Annotated in this window: 19 protein-coding genes; 8 read left to right on the forward strand and 11 right to left on the reverse strand. The window is 59.7% G+C overall.

Translation table 11 applies throughout. The features are described 5' to 3' along the window. The 6 genes from nuoN (at position 1) to SB725_RS28245 (ending at position 6,655) form a co-directional block, all read left to right on the forward strand. Positions 1-1,464: an NADH-quinone oxidoreductase subunit NuoN gene (nuoN, locus tag SB725_RS28220; RefSeq protein WP_027925104.1), complete on the forward strand. Its 1,464-nt coding sequence runs from the start codon at positions 1-3 to the stop codon at positions 1,462-1,464. A 490-nt stretch (positions 1,465-1,954) separates the two neighbouring features. Beyond that, positions 1,955-2,083, forward strand: a complete 129-nt coding sequence (locus SB725_RS28225) for a hypothetical protein (RefSeq protein WP_256218451.1) — start codon at positions 1,955-1,957, stop codon at positions 2,081-2,083. Between the two features lie 45 nt (positions 2,084-2,128). Then, positions 2,129-3,364 carry a YcaO-like family protein gene (locus tag SB725_RS28230; RefSeq protein ID WP_027925103.1) on the forward strand — a complete coding sequence of 412 codons (1,236 nt, stop codon included), beginning with the start codon at positions 2,129-2,131 and terminating at the stop codon, positions 3,362-3,364. Next, positions 3,361-4,305, forward strand: a complete 945-nt coding sequence (locus SB725_RS28235) for a class I SAM-dependent methyltransferase (RefSeq protein ID WP_194940350.1) — start codon at positions 3,361-3,363, stop codon at positions 4,303-4,305. The genes SB725_RS28230 and SB725_RS28235 overlap by 4 nt, the downstream gene beginning before the upstream one ends. Next, positions 4,305-5,183, forward strand: a complete 879-nt coding sequence (locus SB725_RS28240; protein ID WP_059182577.1) for an alpha/beta fold hydrolase — start codon at positions 4,305-4,307, stop codon at positions 5,181-5,183. Before SB725_RS28235 ends, SB725_RS28240 begins: the two co-directional genes overlap by 1 nt. 146 nt (positions 5,184-5,329) lie before the next feature. Beyond that, positions 5,330-6,655, forward strand: a complete 1,326-nt coding sequence (locus SB725_RS28245) for an OprD family porin (protein ID WP_059182576.1) — start codon at positions 5,330-5,332, stop codon at positions 6,653-6,655. A gap of 327 nt (positions 6,656-6,982) precedes the next feature. On the opposite strand, the gene SB725_RS28250 is transcribed toward SB725_RS28245, so the two are convergent. From SB725_RS28250 to SB725_RS28270, 5 genes are all read right to left on the reverse strand, one after another. Next, positions 6,983-7,315, reverse strand: a complete 333-nt coding sequence (locus SB725_RS28250; RefSeq protein WP_410922908.1) for a DUF2790 domain-containing protein — start codon at positions 7,313-7,315, stop codon at positions 6,983-6,985. Positions 7,316-7,382: 67 nt separating this feature from the next. Beyond that, entirely contained in the window at positions 7,383-7,583 is a 201-nt protein-coding gene (locus SB725_RS28255; protein ID WP_027925098.1) for a co-regulatory protein PtrA N-terminal domain-containing protein, read from the reverse strand. A 186-nt stretch (positions 7,584-7,769) separates the two neighbouring features. Further along, a complete protein-coding gene (locus tag SB725_RS28260) occupies positions 7,770-10,922 on the reverse strand; it encodes a CusA/CzcA family heavy metal efflux RND transporter (protein WP_027925097.1) in 3,153 nt (1,050 codons plus the stop codon). 65 nt (positions 10,923-10,987) lie between these two features. Further along, entirely contained in the window at positions 10,988-12,187 is a 1,200-nt protein-coding gene (locus SB725_RS28265; protein ID WP_027925096.1) for an efflux RND transporter periplasmic adaptor subunit, read from the reverse strand. A gap of 49 nt (positions 12,188-12,236) precedes the next feature. Continuing rightward, the gene (locus SB725_RS28270; RefSeq protein WP_410922909.1) at positions 12,237-13,508 is read right to left on the reverse strand and encodes a TolC family protein; all 1,272 of its coding nucleotides are present in this window, start codon (positions 13,506-13,508) and stop codon (positions 12,237-12,239) included. A gap of 477 nt (positions 13,509-13,985) precedes the next feature. Between SB725_RS28270 and SB725_RS28275 the strand changes: the two genes are divergently transcribed. Both SB725_RS28275 and SB725_RS28280 read left to right on the forward strand, forming a co-directional pair. Continuing rightward, positions 13,986-14,660 carry a heavy metal response regulator transcription factor gene (locus SB725_RS28275; RefSeq protein ID WP_410922910.1) on the forward strand — a complete coding sequence of 225 codons (675 nt, stop codon included), beginning with the start codon at positions 13,986-13,988 and terminating at the stop codon, positions 14,658-14,660. After that, positions 14,657-16,066, forward strand: coding sequence for a heavy metal sensor histidine kinase (locus SB725_RS28280; RefSeq protein WP_059182574.1), 1,410 nt, complete (start codon positions 14,657-14,659; stop codon positions 16,064-16,066). The genes SB725_RS28275 and SB725_RS28280 overlap by 4 nt, the downstream gene beginning before the upstream one ends. A gap of 198 nt (positions 16,067-16,264) precedes the next feature. On the opposite strand, the gene SB725_RS28285 is transcribed toward SB725_RS28280, so the two are convergent. From SB725_RS28285 to SB725_RS28310, 6 genes are read right to left on the reverse strand one after another with little or no spacing between them, the layout of a single operon-like run. Continuing rightward, positions 16,265-18,007: an extracellular solute-binding protein gene (locus SB725_RS28285; protein WP_027925092.1), complete on the reverse strand. Its 1,743-nt coding sequence runs from the start codon at positions 18,005-18,007 to the stop codon at positions 16,265-16,267. A gap of 47 nt (positions 18,008-18,054) precedes the next feature. Continuing rightward, positions 18,055-18,327: a DUF2160 domain-containing protein gene (locus SB725_RS28290; protein ID WP_027925091.1), complete on the reverse strand. Its 273-nt coding sequence runs from the start codon at positions 18,325-18,327 to the stop codon at positions 18,055-18,057. A 10-nt stretch (positions 18,328-18,337) separates the two neighbouring features. Then, a complete protein-coding gene (locus SB725_RS28295; protein ID WP_027925090.1) occupies positions 18,338-19,138 on the reverse strand; it encodes a carbohydrate ABC transporter permease in 801 nt (266 codons plus the stop codon). A gap of 8 nt (positions 19,139-19,146) precedes the next feature. Next, positions 19,147-20,013 carry a carbohydrate ABC transporter permease gene (locus SB725_RS28300; RefSeq protein ID WP_027925089.1) on the reverse strand — a complete coding sequence of 289 codons (867 nt, stop codon included), beginning with the start codon at positions 20,011-20,013 and terminating at the stop codon, positions 19,147-19,149. Beyond that, the gene (locus SB725_RS28305) at positions 20,010-21,107 is read right to left on the reverse strand and encodes an ABC transporter ATP-binding protein (RefSeq protein WP_027925088.1); all 1,098 of its coding nucleotides are present in this window, start codon (positions 21,105-21,107) and stop codon (positions 20,010-20,012) included. Before SB725_RS28305 ends, SB725_RS28300 begins: the two co-directional genes overlap by 4 nt. After that, on the reverse strand, positions 21,107-22,201 hold the full coding sequence (locus tag SB725_RS28310; RefSeq protein ID WP_027925087.1) for an ABC transporter ATP-binding protein: 1,095 nt from the start codon (positions 22,199-22,201) through the stop codon (positions 21,107-21,109). The genes SB725_RS28305 and SB725_RS28310 overlap by 1 nt, the downstream gene beginning before the upstream one ends. Positions 22,202-22,239 lie beyond the last annotated feature (38 nt).

Below are 22,239 nucleotides of genomic sequence, written 5' to 3' on the forward strand. Positions count from 1 at the left end.
ATGGAATTCACGACTCAACACTTTATCGCGCTAGCGCCGTTGTTGATCACCAGCGCCACGATCATCGTGGTGATGCTGGCGATTGCCTGGCGCCGCAACCACTCGCAGACCTTCCTGATTTCCGTGGCGGGCCTGAACCTGGCGTTGCTGTCGATCCTGCCAGCCCTGAAAGTCGCGCCATTGGCCGTGACCCCGTTGCTGCAAATCGATAGCTTTGCCTGCTTGTACATGGCGCTGATCCTGGTCGCCACCCTCGCTTGTGTGACCCTCGCCCACGCCTACCTCGGCGATGGCGGTTCGGGTTACCCGGGCAACCGCGAAGAACTGTACCTGCTGATCCTGATGTCCGCCGCCGGCGGCCTGGTTCTGGTCAGCGCGCAACATCTGGCCGGGTTGTTCATCGGTCTGGAACTGTTGTCGGTGCCGGTCTACGGTCTGGTGGCCTACGCCTTCTTCAACAAGCGTTCGCTGGAAGCCGGTATCAAGTACATGGTGCTGTCGGCCGCCGGTTCTGCGTTCCTGTTGTTCGGCATGGCACTGCTGTACGCCGATTCGGGCAGCCTGAGCTTCGTCGGTATCGGCCAGGCGCTGGCCGCCACTGGCCTGCCAAGCTCGCTGGCGCAACTGGGCCTGGGCATGATGCTGATCGGTCTGGCGTTCAAGCTGTCGCTGGTACCGTTCCACCTCTGGACACCGGACGTGTACGAAGGTGCTCCGGCACCGGTGGCCGCGTTCCTGGCAACCGCTTCCAAAGTCGCGGTGTTCGCGGTAATGGTGCGTCTGTTCCAGATCTCCCCAGCGGCAAGCAGCGGTGTGCTGAGCGACGTACTGACCATCATCGCCATCGCGTCGATCCTGTTCGGTAACCTGTTGGCACTGACCCAGAGCAACCTCAAGCGTCTGCTGGGTTACTCGTCCATCGCCCACTTCGGCTACCTGCTGATCGCCCTGGTCGCGAGCAAGGGTCTGGCCGTGGAAGCCATCGGCGTGTACCTGGTCACCTACGTGATCACCAGCCTCGGCGCGTTCGGCGTGATCACCCTGATGTCCTCGCCGTACAACGGCCGTGACGCAGACGCGCTGTACGAATACCGCGGCCTGTTCTGGCGCCGTCCGTACCTGACCGCCGTACTGACCGTGATGATGCTGTCCCTGGCCGGTATCCCGCTGACCGCGGGCTTCATCGGCAAGTTCTACATCATCGCCACCGGTGTCGAATCGCATCAATGGTGGCTGGTCGGTTCCCTGGTACTGGGCAGCGCCATCGGCGTGTTCTACTACCTGCGTGTGATGGTCACTTTGTACCTGATCGAGCCGAACCTGCGTCGCCACGATGCGCAACTGCACTGGGAACAACGTGCAGGCGGCGTGATGCTGCTGGCTATCGCGCTGGTCGCGTTCTTCCTCGGCGTTTACCCGCAGCCATTGCTGGTCCTGGTTCAACAGGCCGGCTTGGCGGGTTGATCGCTTAAGCGACACTCGGTCGAAAACAGAAACGGCACCTTCGGGTGCCGTTTTTGCGTTTGTGGGATTTGGTATGGCGGCCCCCCAAATACGCTTTTGTGCGGGTAGCAAATGCCTTTCCGGTTGAGCTTGATGGGTAGCACCTTTACGGCTGTCCGAAGAGACTTCAAACACGATAGGAAAAGTCTCTACGCGCCTCCAGAAAAAATTGCTAATCCGTTAATTATTGCGATTTACCGTACTAAACGAGCTGAACTATCTCTCATGCCATTCGACCCAATTGCGGACGCGAATGCATCATCAACCCGGGCTCTACCCCTATTTACGAATCACAATCGTCAATCGCCGATTGATGTGCACTTATTTCATTACAGCGACAATAACAACACTGAAACTTTCAGTCATTTTTGACCGATCAATTTCTAACTCATACAGTTGCTTCGTGCTTGATTTGGCACACTCACCAACCAACAACAAAGAGAGTCTAAACATGGGTTATCTCGTAAGCTGGAACGCCAACAAAGTCATCGACCTTGAACAACAGGACGCCCCTACTGCAGAGCAAATTGAAGAACTGCAACTGACCGAGACTGAACAGGCCGAGCTGGAAGCCGTTTAAAAAAACGGGGGGGGTAATGCCCCCCGTTTTTCAAGGGAGTCAACCATGGACAGTTTCACACCTGCAGAACGAGACCTCACCCTTGCGCAGGCCGAACAGCGGATTTACGCCGAACTGGCGAGTCTGGGACTTCGCGCCGAGCCCCGCGTATTAGGCCAACAAATCGTCGCGGTGCAGGTCTGTGCCAGTTCCGGCAACCCGCGCGGCATCGCCCGGGGGGCGGGCAAGGGTTATCAGCCTCACGCCCATGTTGGAGCACTTTACGAAACACTGGAGCATTATTTAAGCGATCATTTCAATACGTCCGATATTGATTACATCGCCCCGTGTTATTTTGCCGAGTCTGAATTATTTATCGATGACACCGTCCTTTCCCCCCTGATCGAACAAAACAACGTATTGACAGCCTGCAGAACTTATTCGGATGTTTTCAAACAAACTTCATTCTATTACCCGGTTGCTTTATGCACTCCCGACTATTCATCCAACCCACTGAAACAAGACACAACACACTACGGTGTGTTGCGACGTTACGCCTCTAACAGTGGAACAGCCATTGGCGCCAGTTACAACGAAGCCGTCTTGCATGCCACCAATGAATGCATCGAACGCGATGCGGTCTCGTTGTTTCTGCTGGAGCATTTTTACTACGAAAACCAGCCAGCGCTGCGCCGGGTCGCTCGAGTGACGGATGACGAAGAACTGGGCCGATTATGGCGAGATGCCGAATCGGAGATCGGAGCAGAAATCGCCCTGGTCGACATCAGCACCGAATTCCTGCCACACACGTTCCTGGCGTTCTCTACCAAACCTGGCACCCACCCCAACGTGTTTGGGAGCGGTTGCTCAATCAGCCCCCGGCATGGCGCATGGCGGGCGTTGACCGAACTCGTCCAGCTGCATCACACCGCCTCGGAGCCAGAACTGCAGTATTTCCTGAGTAACGCGCAACGGCACCTGAGCAAATTTCCGCGCCTGCTTCGCTGCCTGCAATTCGATCTGTCTCCACTGCTGAGTCTGTGCGAGCAACTCACGGTTCAATTACCCGACGCAGTCAATGAGCGCCCGTTGGCGGAGCAAATCAACTTGCTGGCCAACGACCTGCAGCGGCATGGGCGCACGCTCGGGGTAACCCAGCTGCATCAGACCCAACTGGGGACCACGCTGGTGAATGTGGTCATTCCGGGGCTGGAACGGTTTTTCGTGATATCCAGTGGCAATGTGGTGATCCCGCAGGCACGCGGACGGCGCCTGCAAAAACATCAGGAAGTGGCAGCATGACTCCTGCCTTTCGTCGAGAGCGCCACCTCACTCATGCCTTCGCCCATCGCAAAGCAATGCCAGACGAACTCGATGTCCACATCGAACCCTTCGGCCCGGGCCTGCATCATTTGTTCGTTTTGCGCGTGAACGGCAACGATTGGGTAGGTCGCAAAGTCCTGCAACACCGCGACACTGACGGCTGGCACATCAGCAGCCTGCTCAAGCCCTGGATGCTGCTCGGGCCGTTGGCTGAATGGCAGTGGGGCAATCAAGGCGCAGTGATCTATTTCCGTGCGGTGTCTTTGCAGGAGAAGGAAACGGCGTTCACCAACGCAGTGGCGCAACCTGACGGCGAAGTGCGTTTCCCGTTTCCGGCCATGGATGACAGGGGTGTTGAATCGGTATGCCCGCCCGAGTATTGGCAGTGCAACGAGTCACTCGCCACACAGTTGAATGCCGACGAAACACATTTTCGCGAGCATTGCGCAAACCTGCTCAAGACCCTGTCGGATCCGGGAGCAGTGATCCTTGATCCGGCGTGTTCGACGGGCGAATTCATCGCTCATCTGGCCACCGAACTCCCGGACCGTCAGTGTCTGGGCTCTGATCGCTCAGCGTCGATGATTGAACATGCCAAGACGCGTCACGGCACGTCACCCGTCCGGTTCTACTGTGCCGACGCCGGCGACGTCGCAACAGCCGGCATCACATGCGATGTGCTGATACTGCGTTTCCTCAATGCCGAAGTGATGACGCGCGAGGACGCGCAGAAAGCGTTCCACGATTTGGCGGCATGCGTTAAGCCGGGCGGCACCCTTCTTCTTTTCGGCCATACACCGGTGCTGATCGCCGTGCCTTACATGGCGCAGTTGCTCAAGCTTGAGCTGATGTCCTGCGTTGCGGCCCGTCCAGGCCACACGGAACTGTTTCAGTTCTACCGGCTGAGGATGCCCCTCTGATGGTCAGAAACGGCTACTACCCGACAGACGACGGCCATCATCTCTATTGGGAGCGATACGGTACGCCAGGTGGCGAACCGATATTTTTTCTGCATGGCGGACCGGGTGGTCGCAGCAACCGCCATCACCTGGAGTTTTTCGATGAGCGTTGTTTCGACATCATTCTGTTCGACCAGCGTGGCTGCGGACGCTCCCTTCCCCAAGGCGAACTCCAGCACAACAATACCTGGCTTTGTGTCCAAGACATCGAAGCCCTGCGCCAGCACCTGGGCTTCGAAAAAATCAGCCTGCTCGGCGTCTCCTGGGGAAGCTGGCTGGCCATCCAGTACCAACAACGCCATCCCGAGGCTGTTCTGAAAACCACGTTGGTCTCTGTGTTCGTGCCGTTTGCGGCCAATGTAGGTGCCTACGATAAAGCCTTGAGCGACGGCTTGTCGGCAATGCCTCATGGAACCTGCGCCGCCAGTGCGGAGGCGATCTACCAAGCCCTGATTAACGGCTGTTCAACACAGCAGCGTCATGCGGCGCTTCACTGGTTGGGGGCGGCATTGCATTTGAATGGACAATCGATGCCCCCTGGCGCACTCGAAGATTTCGTTGACGACGACGCCGTGCGCGGCATCCGCCTGGAATTGCACTACCACGTTAACCGGTACTTCTTCAGCGTGGATGACGAAAACCTTTCGCTCAACGCCGACACCCTGGTGATACAAGGCATCAAAGACACCTTCGGCCTGTTCAGCCTGCGCTGGTTGCGCGAGCGCCAGCCCATTCACTGCCGCCTCCTACGCGCCGGGCACAACGCTTTCGAGTTGCCGGTATTAAAAACCGTGCGTCTGTCGTTGAAACGCGCGTATGCGCAGGCGACTCCGACATGACGAAATTGTAATGCCCTCATCACCTTCGCGTTATCCGCAGCTTGCAACGATGTGACCCGGCGACCATGCCGGCGGGCCGATGCCCGCCGAACAATAAAACCCACGCCGAAGCACGTTCCCGTTCTGCCGAACCCAAGGAGTGATTGATGGTTAACAATAAAAAAATGTCGATGGCCGCGTTGGCTGTAGTGGTCGGCTCAGGGCCGTCCATGGTCCTGGCGGAAGATAAGGCCGAGGGGTTTATCGAAGGCAGCAGCCTGACGGTGCTCAACCGCAACTTCTACTTCAATCGTGATTACCGCCATGGCCAGTCGAGCCCTACCGGCAATGGATATTCCGAGGCCTGGGCCCAAGCCATCATCAGCAAGTTCGAGTCCGGGTTTACTCAAGGCTCCGTCGGGGTCGGCGTTGATGCGTTTGCCATGATTGGCCTGAAGCTCGATACCGGTGACGGCCGCAACGGTGGCCGCAGTTCGTTCGACGTGCTGCCGGTCAACAGTGAAGGCGAAGCGCGGGATGAATACACCAAGGTCGGAGGCGCCGCCAAAATCCGGGCCTTCGATACGGTGGTCAAGGTCGGTGATGTGTTCCCTGCCGCCCCGGTCGTCGCGGCAGGTGATTCACGATTGCTGCCGGAAAGCTTTCGCGGCGTCACGGCGACCAACACCAGCCTCGAGGGATTGTCGGTTCAGGGCGGACGCCTGCATGCGATGAGTCAACCGGTGTCCAGTGACATGCGCGAAAACTTCGCGACGTTTTACGCCGGCCCGGTCAATTCGCCGTGGATCGCTTACGGCGGCGGCGATTATGCGCTGAACAAGAACCTCAGCTTCAGCCTGTATTCGAGCCGCCTCAAGGATGCCTGGAATCAGTATTACGCCGGCACCGCGTGGACGTATCCGCTGTCGGACGACCTGTCGTTGTTTGGCGGCCTCAACTATTACAAGGCAGTCGATGAAGGCAAGCAGTTGCTCGGCCGGTTCGACAACAACATCTGGAGCGGCCGGGTCGGCGTGAAACTTGGTGCGCATTCCGTGGCGTTGTCGCACCAGCGCAACAACGGCAATGACGACTTTGACTACCTGCGCCAGTCCGACTCGATCTTCCTCGACAACTCCATCCAGTACAGCGACTTCAACTCGCCCAAAGAACGTTCGTGGATGGTGCGTTACGACCTCGACATGACGACCTACGGCGTACCGGGATTGTCGTTCATGACCCGCTACGCCCGTGGCACCGACGCCGACTATTCCAACGCCAACGCCGTGTACATGCGCCGCGATGCCGACGGTAATCCACTCACCGACCAGAAGCGCTGGGAACGCGACATCGAAGTCAAATACGTGGTGCAGACCGGCTCGCTGAAAGACCTGTCGCTGCGCCTGCGCCAGGCCAATACCCGCGCCACTGCATATGAATCGGATCTGGATGAAGTGCGGGTGATTATCGAGTACCCGTTGGCGATTCTCTGACTTTACGGGTTATAGGCATTCACCTTTAGAAGCTCCTGGCTCCTTTGGTAAGAGGTGAATTTTTTGGCGTCCTTTGGGGCGCCTTTTTTTTTGCGCCCGGATTTGGCGGGTTCATCCAGCCTCTTCATCGACTGACCCACTGCTATCGCGAGCAGGCTCACTCCAACAGGGGGTCAGCGGTGAATAGCCGACCGGATCAATGTTATCCAGTGCTTTGTTCACCGCCAGTTCGCCGAGCATGACGCCCTGCGCAATTCCCTGCAGCGTCCTGCGGTGGGTGCCTTCCACAACCTTAAACATCGCGAATTGAAGTACGCAATGTAAGCCTTACCCACCGCGCTTAGGGCAATCCCCAGCCACGGTGTATTTGAGGGTGTTGAGTTGGCCCTTGGAGTCTTCGTAGGTCATTGCGGCCGGCACCGCAGCGCAAGCCGCTTGCGGGCGCACCACACTGACCACTTTCACCACATCCAGCTTCATCCCGTACGCATAATCCTTAACCACCGGCGCAGCTTTACCCTGGTCGGCGGCGTACTGTTCCATGGCTTTGGCATTGGCGCTGAGCGCACGCTCAAACGTGCGATCGCCGCCGCCCTCAGCAAACACATTCTGGGACATCGCCATCACGCTGGCGAACGTCATCAACTTGATCAATTTCATGTTCATCACCTTCATAAAAAAGCCCATCACCGGAATTCGATGACGGGCTTGTTCAAGTGCGGCACGCTTACAAGTCTTTGGTCTTATCGTCCTTCTTTTCATTGACGACGACGGTGTCGCGGGCCTGTTCCTTGGCGACGAACAGCTCAACGGAACGGTCTTTGGCCGCCATCATTCTTGCGAATGTCCTGTCGCCGCCACCGGCCGCCATGACCACAGAAGACATCACCAACGCCGCTGCAAACGCACCCAGTTTTACAAGTTTCATCTTTGATTCCTCGTTTAATTAACTAACGGGATCAAGGTAACAATCCGAACCTTTCGTGACGGTGGCGTGCAAATTACATATCCGTTATGTGCGCGCTAAACCTGTAGAAGTGAGCCTGCTCGCGATGACGGTGGGTCAGTCAATGAACGTTTGCCTGATAGACCGCTATCGCGAGCAGGCTCACGCCTACAAGGGATCAGTGGGGTCCTCATCCCTGCGATGGGCGAGCTGATACAGCGCCGGCAAGATCAGCAACGTGAGGAGGGTCGAGGACACGATTCCGCCGATCACCACCGTCGCCAGCGGCCGCTGCACCTCTGCCCCGGTGCCAGTCGCCAGCGCCATCGGAATGAAGCCCAGTGACGCCACCAGGGCCGTCATCAACACCGGCCGCAACCGCGTCAGCGCACCCACGTTGATCGCATCAGACAGCGAACGCCCCTCCTCGCGCAAATTGCGGATGAACGCGATCATCACCAGGCCGTTGAGCACCGCCACCCCCGACAGCGCAATGAATCCGACGCCTGCCGAAATCGACAGCGGGATGTCCCGCAACCACAACGCCATGACGCCACCGGTCAAGGCAAACGGAATCCCGGTGAACACCAGCAGCCCGTCCTTGAGGTTGTTGAACATCATGAACAACAAGCCGAACACCAACAGCAGCGCCACCGGCACCACGATCTGCAAGCGCCTGGCCGCCGACTGCAACTGCTCGAACTGGCCACCCCAACTGGTCCAGTAGCCCGCCGGAACCTGCACATCGCGCTCGATCACCTCGCCGGCCTCTTTAACGAACGAACCAATGTCGCGCCCACGCACGTTGGCGCTGACAATCACCAGCCGCTTGCCATTTTCGCGACTGACCTGATTGGGTCCGAGCACCAGATCGAGGCTGGCGACGTCCTTGAGTGCGATGAAGCCAATCTGGCCGGCAGTGCCATTGAGCGGCGCCGGCACCGGGATCAGCAGCGCCGACAGGCCGTCGATGTCCTTGCGCATGGCATCGGACAGGCGCACCACCATGTCGAAACGCCGGTCGCCTTCATACAGCGTCCCGGCCTTGCGCCCGCCGACCGCCACCGCAATGGTGTCTTGCACATCGCCCACGTTGAGGCCATAACGCGCGGCCTTGTCGCGGTCGATGTTGATGGTCAGCACCGGCAGGCCACTGGTTTGTTCAACCTTGACCTCGGAAGCGCCATCGACCTTCTGCAACGCTGCGGCCACCTTCGCCGCCGTGGCGTTGAGCACGTCCATGTCGTCGCCGAACACCTTGACCGCCACGTCGCTGCGCACGCCGGAAATCAGTTCGTTGAAGCGCAACTGGATCGGCTGCGACAGTTCATAGTTGCTGCCCGGCAACGTCGCGGCGGCTTGTTGCAGTTCGGCCATGAGGGTTTCACGGGACTTGCCAGGGTCCGGCCACTGCTCTTTCGGCTTGAGCATCACGTAGCTGTCGGAGATGTTCGGCGGCATCGGGTCGGAGGCGATTTCGGCGGTGCCGGTGCGGGCGAACACACGCTCGACTTCCGGCACTTTGCCAAGGATCAGGGTTTCCAGACGCTGCTGCATGTCGACCGACTGGGTCAGGCTGGTGCCTGGCACGCGCAGGGCTTGCAGGGCAAAATCGCCTTCGCTGAGGCTGGGCACAAACTCGCTGCCCATGCGGCTGGTCATGACCCCGCTGAGCACAATCACGCCCAAGGCCATGCCCACGGCCAGCGCCCGATGGCTCATCACCCAGGCCAACGCCGGCGCATAAACCTGGCGCGCGCCGCGCATGACCACCCCCTCCTCTTCCTTGACCTTGCCGGTCACGAACAGCGCAATGGCTGCCGGAACAAACGTCACCGACAACAGCATGGCGCCCAACAACGCGATGACCACGGTGAACGCCATCGGGTGGAACATTTTCCCTTCGACACCGCTCAAGGCGAAGATCGGCAGGTACACAACCATGATGATCAACTGGCCGAAAATCAGCGGACGCCGCGCCTCCTTGGCGGCTGCAAACACTTCGTGAAACCGTTCGGAACGGGTCAGCAATCGCCCGTGATGCTGCTGCGCATGGGCCAGCCGTCGCAGGGTGTTTTCAACGATCACCACGGCGCCATCGACGATGATCCCGAAGTCCAGTGCGCCAAGACTCATCAGGTTGGCGCTGACCTTGTTGCTGAACATGCCGGTGAAGGTGAAGAGCATCGACAGCGGAATCACCATCGCGGTAATCAGCGCCGCGCGGATATTGCCGAGAAACAGGAACAGAATCGCGATCACCAGAATCGCGCCTTCGACCAGGTTTTTCTTCACCGTGGCGATGGCTTTGTCCACCAGGTGCGTGCGGTCGTACACCGGCACCGCGATCACGCCTTTAGGCAGGGATTTGTTGATCTGTTCGAGCTTGCTGGCAACCGCTTGCGAAACGGTTCGGCTGTTCTCGCCGATCAGCATGAACACCGTGCCCAGTACCACTTCGCGACCGTTTTCAGTGGCGGCACCACTGCGCAATTCGCGGCCGATGTCCACGGTCGCGACGTTCTTCACCCGGATCGGCGTGCCGTCGACATTGGCCATGACAATGTTGGCGATGTCCTCGGTGCTCGCCACTTGCCCCGGCGCACGAATCAACAATTGCTCGCCGCTACGCTCGATGTAACCGGCGCCGACGTTGGCGTTGTTGCGCTCCAGCGCCGTCACCAGATCGGTGAGGGTCAACTTGTAAGCCGCCAGCCGTTTCGGATCGGGAGCAATCTGGTATTCCTTGGCGAAGCCACCGATGGTGTTGATCTCGGCGACACCCTGGACGTTGCGCAATTGCGGCTTGATGATCCAGTCCTGAATCACCCGCAGATCGGTCGGCGTGTATGGCGTGCCGTCGTCCTTCAGCGCCCCGTCCTGCGCTTCCACCGTCCACAGGAAAATCTCGCCGAGACCGGTGGAAATCGGCCCCATCACCGCCTCCGCGCCCTCGGGCAATTGTTCCCTGGCGATCTGCAATCGCTCGTTGACCAGTTGCCGGGCGAAGAACAGGTCGGTGCCGTCCTTGAAGATCACCGTGACCTGCGACAGCCCCGAGCGCGACAGCGAACGGGTCTGCTCCAGCGCCGGCAAACCAGCCATCGCGGTTTCAATCGGGAAGGTGATGCGCTGCTCGGTTTCCAGCGGGGAGAACCCGGGGGCGCCGGTGTTGATTTGCACCTGGACGTTGGTGATATCCGGCACGGCGTCGATCGGCAGTTTTTGATAACTGGCGATGCCGAGGCCGGCCATGAGCAAAACGGCGAGCAGCACGATGATGCGCTGCTCGATGGCAAACTGGATCAGGCGTTCGAACATGAGAACCTTCTCGTCGAGGGGGCGTATCGGTGGGAGTCTTCAGTCACTGTCTGCGGTGAGCGTCTTTAGTGAGCGTGCTCAGCCGAGGCTTTGCCCAGTTCCGATTTGAGGATGAAGCTGCCGGCAGCAGCGACCTGCACGCCCGGCTCCAGCCCCTGGATGATTTCCACCTGACCGGCCGCGCGACTGCCCAGCTCCACCGCTTGCGCCTTGAAGCCGTCGTCGGTGCGCACAAACACCGTGGGTTTGTCCTCGACCGTCTGGATCGCGGTTTCGGGGATGGCGACCTTGACCTGGCGGCTGTCGGTGGCGACCCGGGCAGCGACGAACAGTCCCGGACGCCACGAACCTTGCGGGTTTTCCAGGGTGACGCGAACCGTCGCGGTGCGCGTCTGTTCGCCGAGCAAGCTGCCGACGTAAGCCACGGTGCCGACGACTTCGGCGTTCAATTCCGGGGCGCTGACGGTGACTGTTTTGCCCACTTGCACCTGGTTCAGGTCCTTGGGCGACACGCCGAAGGTCACCCACACCCGCGACAGGTCCGAAAGCGTGAACGCCGCCGTGGTTTCGTCAACCACCTCCCCCGGCGTCAGGTGTTTTTCCACCACCACACCGTCGAACGGCGCGCGCAACTCATAGCGATTGCCGCCGGTGGCGACCACGCTGCCGCTGAGCACGCTGATTTTCTGCCGGGCATTGTTCAGGGCAATTTCGGCTTCCTCCAGCGCCTGGCGCGCCTGAAGGAAATCCTGCTCGGCGGAAATCTTGTCCTGCCACAACTGCTTCTCGCGCTCGTAAGTGGTGCGCGCCAATGTCAGGCGCCGCTGTGCAGCAGCTTGTTCGCTGCGCTGATCGGAGATCTGCTGACTGGCGATCACCGCCAGCAACTGCCCCTTTTTCACCGGCTGCCCGAGATTGACCGACACCGACTCGACCACCCCCGGCACGCGTGGCACAACGTGGGCGGTACGGTCTTCGTCGAAGCGCACTTCGCCGGGAAACGACAAACCGAGGCTGATGTTCTGCGCCCCGGCTTCGGCCAATTGAATGCCCGCTGTAGCAACTTGCTCGGCGCTCAACGTCAGGTGTCCTTCTTCGCCTTCGGCCTGTTCGCCGTCGGCAGCGGCGCCTGCTTCGGCGTGGTCGGCATGCTCCGCCGCCTCATCGGCGTGGGCGTCGACGGAGGCACTGCCCGTCCACATCGAACCGATGCCAATGCCCAGTGCCAACGTCGCCGCAGCGACAACAATCAGTTTTTTATCCATGGAAACTCCTCTGCGTCAGACCATCGCGCAGTCAGGTAAAAGGTGAAATTCAAGGGCTGACGGCGAGATCGCCAAAAATGCGTTCGATGCGCACCCGCGCGTCCGTCGCCTCGGCAACGGCCTGGATGTACTGGGTGCGGGCACTGATCAAGGTGCGCTGGGCATCGAGCACGTCGAGGAAGCCGAACTTGCCCATTTCGAAACCGCGGGTGGCGCTGTCAACGGCACTTTGCGCGGCGGGCAGGATGGTCTGGTTGAACACTTTGACTTCGCCATTGGCGGTCTGCCATTGCTCCAGGGTGGTCTGGATTTCGGTGCGCAAGCGCAGCTCGGTGGCATTGCGCAGGTCCCGCGCCTGATCAGCGCGGCGCGCGGCGGCCAGCACGTTGCCCTGATTGCGGTTGAACAGCGGAATCGGCATCGACAGCCCCACCACGTTCACTCGCTCGCGCTCCGTTTCGCTGTACTGGCTGCCGACACTGACGGTCAGATCGGGCATCCGCTGTGCTTTCTCCAGCCCCAAAGAAGCTTCACGCTGATCGATCTGCAATTTGGCCAGCCGCAGCTCGGCGGTTTCGTTCAAGCGTTCGAGCAACCGGGTCGGCGGCGGTACGGCGGGCATGCCTTGAGGAGCGGCCTGCACATTCACCGACGTCGGCAGCGGTGAACCCATGACCTGCGCCAATTGCTGATAGGCATTGCTCTGATCCCGTTCGGACCGGCTCAACTCCAGCCGCACTTCCGACAATTGCACCTGCGCCCGCGTGCCTTCGACCGGTGACGATTTACCCGCCTCGATACGCCCTTGCGCCACGCGCACACCCTGCTCGGCGAGTTGCAGCGACTGACGGGACAACCGCAACCGCTGCTGGGCGGTCTGTGCGCCGGTAAACGCCTGGATCACATCGGCGCGCAAGGCATTGCGCTGGCGTTCCAGCTCGATTCCGGCGGCGTCCTGCGCGCGGCTCGCCACCTCGATACGTGCACCGCGCTTGCCACCCAGTTCAATCGGCTGGCTGAGCATCACCGTGGTGGTGCGCGAATCGCGCCGGGTATCTTCAGCCTCCCACGACACTTCGGGATTGGGAATCAAGCCGGCCTGCTGCCGGTCCCCTTGGGCGATGCCGATTTCCCACTGCGCTGCCGCCAGGTCAGGGTTGCCGGCGAACGCCGTTTGCAGGGCCTGATCCAGCGTCAGCGTCGAGCCGGGCAAGTCCGCTGCGAAACCTGGACCGGCCAGCCATAAAAAACAGGTGGCACTCACCACCCGCCGCGTTTTTTTCAGGCGTGATCGCGCCGTCAGTTCTCTTAAACCGGGCAATGGAATACTTCCTTAAATCAAGAATCTTCGGTGCCGCCACGGTAAAGTTCTGAACTTATCGACAAGGTGACTGGAACATTACAAATCCGTTATCCACGGTTCCGGCAAGTTGTTTTGCTCTAGCATGCGAAGTACAAAAGCCAACATCGCAATACATAGAAACAAATGCTCAGTGGTTATCCGCCGAACAGTACTTGCCCGAACTCAGTTCTCATGCAGCGGATGAAATTTTGGACACATGCACTGCGACAAGCCGTCGCAGAGGGCCGGTTTAAAGCCACAGTACCGATGTTTTTGGTTGACCCTGTAGCCACTACAACCTTTACCTTGCACACGTTGATACGGAGAACCGCTGAAGCAAAACACAAAACCCGTACAATTCGCCGTTATTGAAACCCGTCCGGACACCCTTACAAAAACAACAACTTTCCCGACCAACTTAGTTACATATCCTTTAAACAGAAGTGGTGATTAATCATGCGAATCCTTGTCGTCGAGGACGAGCTTAAAAGTGCCGAATACTTACATCAGGGACTGACGGAAAGTGGTTATATCGTTGACCACGCGGCAACGGGGGCCGATGGACTGCATCTGGCCCTGCAACAGGTTTATGACCTGGTGATCCTGGACGTGAATCTGCCCGAACTGGATGGCTGGGGCGTACTTGAACAACTGCGGCGTACCCGCTCCACCCGGGTGATGATGTTGACCGCGCGCGGTCGACTGGCCGACAAGATTCGTGGCCTGGACCTGGGCGCCGATGACTACCTGGTCAAGCCGTTCGAGTTTCCGGAATTGCTGGCGCGGGTACGCACCTTGATGCGCCGCAGCGAAAACATCCCGGTGCCACAGGTGCTCAAAGTCGCCGACCTCGAACTCGACCCGGGGCGCCACCGCGCCTTTCGCGGCGAGCAGCGCATCGACCTGACCACCAAGGAATTCGCGCTGCTGCATCTGCTGATGCGCCAGTCCGGCGAGGTGCTCACCCGCACCCAGATCATTTCGCTGGTGTGGGACATGAACTTCGACTGCGACACCAACGTGGTCGAAGTCTCGATCCGGCGCTTGCGGGCGAAAATCGATGACCCCTTCGACAACAAGTTGATTCATACCCTGCGCGGTGTCTGCTACGTGCTGGAGGCGCGGGAATGAAGCCGGTGAGCCTGTCGCTGCGCCTCGGCCTGACGGTGAGTATTCTCGGGGCGCTGTTGGTGGTGTTTCTGGCGAGCTTGGCGTATTTCGCCCTGACCCATGAGCTCAATTCACTCTCCCGGGACAGTCTGGAAAAGAAAATGGCGCAGGTGGAACACAGCCTGTCGCTGTACATCGATGCCAATGAAGTCAGTGGCAAACCGCACATTCTGCTCGATCAGGTCATGGGGCATGACAACCTGACGCTAACGATTTATGACCGCTCGAACCTGCGATCACCGTTGTTGAAGTCCGGCTCCGGCATGGCCGATCCGCGCGTCGAACTGAAGGTCATGCGGGCGGCCACCGATCAGTTGGCTTACTCCACCAGCACCGATGCCCAAGGCGTAAAGTTTCTGACCGCCTCCCGATTGATCCGCCTGAAGGACGGCACCAGCGTCCCGGTAATGCTGTCGATGGACAATGCCCACGATCAGGCGTTGCTCAGTGCCTATCTGCGCACGACGCTGATGGCGTTGCCGTTGCTGCTGATCCTCATCGGCCTCTGTGCCTGGGCGGCCGTGCAGCGTGGCCTGGCACCGATGCGCGAGTTTCGTAAAGTGGCGGAGATGGTGTCGACGCAAGACCTCGACCATCGACTCTCGGTGGTGAACATGCCGCAGGAACTCAGTGAACTGGCGCAGGGCATCAATTTCATGCTGCATCGCCTCGACAGCGGCGTGCAGCAGTTGTCGCAGTTCTCCGATGACCTGGCCCACGAACTGCGCTCGCCGATCAACAACCTGATGGGCAAGGCACAGGTGACGCTCTCCCGTGAACGCACGACGGATGAGTACAAGGACGTTTTAGTGTCGTGTACCGAAGAACTGGATCGCCTTGCGCGGATTGTCTCGGACATGCTGTTTCTGGCGCAGGTCAGCCACCCGGCGGCGCTGACGCCTTTCGAGCTGATTGCGCTGGAAGATGAAGCCCTGAAAGTCGCCGACCTGTTTTCCCTGTCCGCACAGGACAAGCAGATTCAGTTGACGGTCATTGGCAGTGCCCGGGTGATGGGCGACCGGCTGATGATCCAGCGGGCGATCTCGAACCTGCTGTCCAACGCCCTGCGTCACTGCCCCGCCGGGCAAACGGTGTCGCTGCTGATTGAACAAGGCGCGACGCAGGTTTCCCTGCTGGTCAGCAACCCCGGTGCGGGCATCGAGGCGCAGCATCTGCCCCATCTGTTCGACCGCTTTTACCGCGTCGACAGCAGCCGCTGCCGTGCACAAGGCAGCACCGGACTGGGCCTGGCCATCGTGCGCTCGATCATGAGCCTGCATCAGGGCGTGGCGGAGGTTAAGAGCCTGCCGGGAGTGATGACGGTGTTTCGGTTGGGGTTTCCTGCGATTGAGGGGGTGGCGCACTGAAGCATCGTATTTGAGATATCCGCTGCCGGGGCCGGCCTCATCGCGGGCAAGCCCGGCTCCCACAGTGATCACCGTCGTCCGCAGCATGTGTGCCCCCGCTGAAACCTGTGGGAGCGTGGCTTGCCCGCGATGGCGGTGGGTCAGGCACCCACAAAAACGGCACCTTTCGGTGCCGTTCGCCTTGCTCAGTACAGAGGTTTACTTACGCGCATCCGCCCACGATTTCAGCAGCTCGTTGTAGCTCACGGTTTCGCCTTTCGGCTTCTCGTTCGCCAGTTTCGGCTTCGGTGCGCCCGGTTGATCGAACCAGTATTGCGCATCGCGCTCGGGGTTCATTTTCGGGGCGCAGGTGGTTTGCGCCTTCGAACGTTCCAGACGGGACATGATCGCGTCCTGATCCTTGGCCAGACCATCAAGTGCCTGTTGCGGGGTTTTCTCGCCGCTGGCCGCTTCGGCGATGTGGCTCCACCACAGTTGCGCCAGACGCGGATAGTCCGGCACGTTGGTCCCGGTCGGGGTCCATTGCACGCGGGCCGGGCTGCGGTAGAACTCGACCAGACCACCGAGTTTCGGTGCCAGGTCGGTCATCGCTTGCGAGTTGATGTCCGACTCGCGGATCGGCGTCAGGCCGACGATGGTTTTCTTCAGCGACACGGTTTTCGAGGTCACGAACTGCGCATACAGCCACGCCGCCAGTTTCTGCTTCTCAGGCGTGGACTTCATGAACGTCCACGAACCCACGTCCTGATACCCCAGCTTCATGCCCTCTTCCCAATACGGACCGCGCGGCGATGGCGCCATCCGCCACTTCGGCGTGCCATCGGCATTGACCACCGGCAGGCCCGGCTTGGTCATGTCGGCGGTGAACGCGGTGTACCAGAAGATCTGTTGGGCGATGTTGCCCTGGGACGGCACCGGCCCCGACTCGGAGAAGGTCATGCCCGCCGCTTCCGGTGGCGCATAGGCCTTGAGCCAGTCGACGTATTTCTGCGTGGCAAAGACTGCCGCCGGGCCGTTGGTGTCGCCGCCGCGGGTCACGCTGGAACCCACCGGGTGGCAATCCTCGACGCGGATGCCCCACTCGTCCACCGGCAAACCGTTCGGCAGGCCTTTGTCGCCGCCACCGGCCATGGAGAACCAGGCATCGGTGAAGCGCCAGCCCAGGGACGGGTCTTTCTTGCCATAGTCCATGTGCCCGTAGACCCGCTTGCCGTCGATTTCCTTGACGTCTTCACTGAAGAATTTGGCGATGTCTTCATAGGCCGACCAGTTCACCGGCACGCCCAATTCGTAGCCGTACTTTTCCTTGAACTTGGCTTTCAGCTCCGGCCGTTCGAACCAGTCGGCGCGGAACCAGTACAGGTTGGCGAACTGCTGGTCAGGCAGCTGATAGAGCTTGCCGTCCGGGGCGGTAGTGAAGGAAATACCAATGAAGTCCTTCAGGTCCAGGGTCGGCGAGGTGAAGTTCTTGCCTTCGTTGGCCATCAGGTCGGTGATCGCTTCGGTCTTGCCGTAGCGGAAGTGCGTACCGATCAGGTCCGAGTCGTTGACCCAGCCGTCATAGATGCTCTTGTCCGACTGCATCACGGTCTGCAGTTTTTCCACCACGTCGCCTTCTTGCAGCAGGTCGTGGGTCACCTTGATCCCGGTGATCTCGGTAAAGGCCTTGGCCAGCACCTTGGACTCATATTCGTGGGTGGTCAGGGTTTCGGAGACGACTTTGATGTCCATCCCTCGAAAAGGCTCGGCCGCCTTGATGAACCACTTCAATTCCGCGAGCTGCTGCTCGGCCGTCAGGGTGGACGGTTTGAACTCGGCGCCAATCCATTTCTTCGCAGCGTCTTCATAGGCGTCGGCCCAGGCCGCAGCGCTCAACCCACTGAGTGCCAGCATGGCTGCCAATGAAATGCTATGTCGCAGCTTATTGTTTTTGTCGAACATAGAGACCTCCTGTTTGATTTTCGGAGCAACATTGCCGAGCGATTCGACTAGCCCCAACGCATCACAGCCAACAGCCACACCAGGGACAACGCGGACGCTACCCAGATGCTCCAGTCGGTGACGCCGATTACCAGCAAATGCAGGTAGGCGCTGCCGAGAAGACCGATAAACAGCCGATCGCCACGGGTGGTGGCAATCGGCAACAAACCCCGCCGAAGAATGCTCGGCGAACGCAATTCCCAGGTCGTCATGCCCACCAGAATCAGGCCAATGACGATGAAGAACGCCGCGGTCGGGACCGTCCAACTCATCCATTCCATCACCAGCTCCTCATACCCGGCCGAGGGCAAAGCCCTTGGCCACGTGGTTGCGAACAAACCAGATCACCAGCATGCCCGGCAGGATGGTCAACACCCCCGCCGCCGCCAGCACGCCCCAATCGATACCGGACGCCGATACCGTGCGCGTCATCACCGCCGCAATCGGCTTGGCGTTGACCGACGTCAGCGTGCGCGCCAACAGCAACTCGACCCAGGAAAACATGAAGCAGAAAAACGCCGTGACGCCGATCCCGGAACCGATCAGCGGGATGAAAATCTTCACGAAGAACTTGGGAAAACTGTAGCCGTCGATGTAGGCGGTTTCGTCAATTTCCTTGGGAACACCGGACATGAAGCCCTCAAGAATCCACACCGCCAACGGCACGTTAAACAGGCAGTGAGCCAGGGCCACGGCGATGTGGGTGTCGAACAGCCCGATCGAGGAATACAGCTGGAAGAACGGCAGCAGGAACACCGCCGGCGGTGCCATGCGGTTGGTCAGCAGCCAGAAGAACAGGTGCTTGTCACCGAGGAAGCGATAGCGCGAAAACGCATACGCCGCCGGCAGCGCCACGCTCAGGGAAATCACCGTGTTCAGGCTCACGTAATACAGCGAGTTGAGGTAACCGGTGTACCAGCTCGGATCGGTGAAAATCACCTTGTAGTTATGCAAGGTGAAGTCCGAGGGAAACAGCGTCAGGCCGCCGAGGATTTCGGTGTTGCTCTTGAAGGACATGTTCAGCAGCCAGTAGATCGGCACCAGCAGGAACAGGATGTAGATCAGCAGTGGAATCAGCTTTCTCTTGCTCATGATGGGCCTCAGCGGTTGGCGTCAGAGTGAGTCATGGCGGTGTAGAACAACCAGGACACCAACAGGATGATCAGGAAGTACACCAGCGAAAACGCCGCTGCCGGTCCCAGGTCGAATTGCCCTACGGCCATCTGGGTCAACGTCTGACTGAGGAACGTCGTGGCATTCCCAGGGCCGCCACCGGTCAGTACGAACGGCTCGGTGTAGATCATGAAACTGTCCATGAAGCGCAGCATCACCGCGATCAGCAGCACGCTTTTCAGCTTGGGCAACTGGATGTGCCGGAACACTGCCCACGCCGAGGCCCGATCAATCCGCGCCGCCTGGTAATACACGTCCGGAATCGCCCGCAGCCCGGAGAAGCACAACAGCGCCACCAGCGACGTCCAGTGCCACACGTCCATCACCAGCACCGTGACCCAGGCGTCCATGGTGTTCGACGCATAGTTGTAGTTGATGCCCATGGCATTCAGGCTCGAACCCAGCAGGCCGATGTCGGCGCGGCCGAAAATCTGCCAGATGGTGCCGACCACGTTCCATGGAATCAGCAGCGGGATGGCCAGGATGATCAGCACCAGTGACGACCAGCGGCCCTTGGTCGGCATGGTCAGGGCGATGGCGATGCCCAGCGGGATTTCGATCAGCAGCACGCAGGCCGAGTAGATGAACTGCCGCAGCAGCGAGTCATGCAGGCGCGGATCGAGCAGCACCTGCTTGTACCAGTCGGCGCCGACGAAGTAGCGGCTGGACTGGTCGAAGATGTCCTGCACCGAATAGTTGACCACCGTCATCATCGGGATCACCGCACTGAAGGCCACCAGCAGGAACACCGGCAACACCAGCCACCAGGCCTTGTTGTTTTGCACCTTGTTCATGGCTGTGTCTCCAGCAGGTAATCATCGGCATAGACCATCAACCACTGCGCCGGAAAACTGATGTACGCCGTGCCTTCGGGCACCGGCTTGTCTTCGGCCAGGCGCACTTTCAACGGTGCGCCGTCGAGGTTCAGGGTCAGGATCTTGTAGGTCCCGAGGTCTTCGATGTGTACGACCTGTGCTTGCATCGCGTCATCAAAGGGTTCTTCCCACACGTGGACGAACTCCGGACGGATGCCAACTTTCAGGGTTTTCCACTCGGACTCGGCGATGCGCTGCTGTTGCGCCTCGGACAGCGGCAGGTGCGTCGAGGCGAACCCCACGCCACCCGGTTGCGGCGTGACCTCGATCAGGTTCATCCCCGGGCTGCCGATGAAATAGCCGACAAAGGTGTGGCTCGGCCGTTCGAACAATTCCCGCGGCGTACCGAATTGCACGATCTGCCCGCCGTACATCACCGCAATTTTGTCAGCGAAGGTCGAGGCCTCCAGCTGATCGTGGGTGACGTAGACCATGGTGATGTTGAACTGCTCGTGAATCTGCTTGAGCTTGCGCCGCAGCTTCCACTTCAGGTGCGGATCGATCACGGTCAGCGGTTCGTCGAACAGGATCGCCGAGACGTCATCGCGCACCAGCCCACGGCCCATGGAAACTTTCTGTTTTTCATCGGCGGTGAGGTTGCTGGCCTTTTTGCTCAGCAACGCCTGCAGGTCAAGGACCTCGGCGATTTCCTGCACCTTGCTGTGAATTCTCGCCTCGGCCATGCCTTGGTTACGCAGGGGAAACGCCAGGTTATCGAACACCGTCATGGTGTCGTAGACCACCGGGAACTGAAAAACTTGGGCGATGTTGCGCTTCTCCGGCGTCAGGTCGTTGACCGCTTTGCCGTCGAACAACACATGCCCCTGCGAGGGGCTGAGCAGCCCGGAAATGATGTTGAGCAAGGTCGACTTGCCGCACCCCGATGGCCCGAGCAACGCATAGGCGCCGCCCTGCTCCCAGATGTGATCCATCTCGCGGATCGCGTAATCCTCAGGGCCGGTGGGGGTTTTGGTGTAGCTGTGGGCGAGGTTCTGCAAACGGATTTCGGCCATCAGGCAACCCTCGCAATACGGCGGCCGGGCGCCTGGACCAGACGTCCCTGCGCATCGAACACAAACAGTTTATGGGTCGGGATATAGATGCGAATCGGTGCATCGACGTCGTATTCGTGAACGCCGGGCAAGTGCAGCACCAGCAGGAAATGCTCGTTGCGCACGTGCAGGAAGGTTTCCGAACCACTGATCTCGGCGACCTCGACGGTCACGGCCAGCTCCAGGTCATCGTCGTTGCTCGGCACCAGCGAGATGTGGCTCGGCCGCACGCCAAAGCGGAATTCGCCCTCGCCCACCGGCCGCAAATCCACGTTCAACGGGAAGTGCACGAAATTGGCGAAGCTGACTTCGTTGCCGGCAATGCGCCCCGGCATCAGGTTGATCGGCGGCTCGGAGAACAGCTCTGCCGCGAGCACGCTTTGCGGCTGGTGATAGACCTCGGACGACTTGCCGCTCTGGATCACCCGGCCTTCGTGAAGAATGGTCGTGGTGCCGCCCAGCGCCAGGGCTTCGTTGGGTTCGGTGGTGGCGTAGATGGCGATGGTGTGGCGGGCCTTGAACAGCTCGCGCATTTCCTGGCGCAATTCTTCGCGCAGCTTGTAATCGAGGTTGACCAGCGGCTCGTCGAACAGGATCAGCTCGGCGTCCTTGACCAGCGCGCGGGCCATGGCCGTGCGCTGTTGCTGACCGCCGGAGAGTTCAAGGGGATGGCGCTGGAGAAACTTCTCGATGCGCAGCATCTTCGCGGTTTCCAGCACTTTGCTCTGGATCAGCTCATTGGACACACCGCCCTGGCGCAATGGCGAGGCAATGTTCTCGAAGACGGTCATGGTCGGGTAATTGATGAACTGTTGATAAACCATCGACACGTTGCGCAAACGCACCGGGCGCTGGGTGACATCGACGCCGTTCATGAGGATGCGGCCGCTGTCGGGCTTGTCCAGCCCGGCCATGAGGCGCATCAGGCTGGTTTTGCCGGACAGCGTGCGCCCGAGCAAAACGTTGAAGGAACCGGGTTCAAAACTCAGGCAGGCATCGTCGATCCAGGTCTGGCCCTCGACGGTGCGGCTGACGTGCTCCAGGGTTAATGACATGGCTCGGCCTTTTTATTATTTGGAGTCAAGCGACCGGA

Source organism: Pseudomonas sp. SIMBA_041 (assembly GCF_046535095.1).
GTDB classification, from domain to species: domain Bacteria; phylum Pseudomonadota; class Gammaproteobacteria; order Pseudomonadales; family Pseudomonadaceae; genus Aquipseudomonas; species Aquipseudomonas mucoides.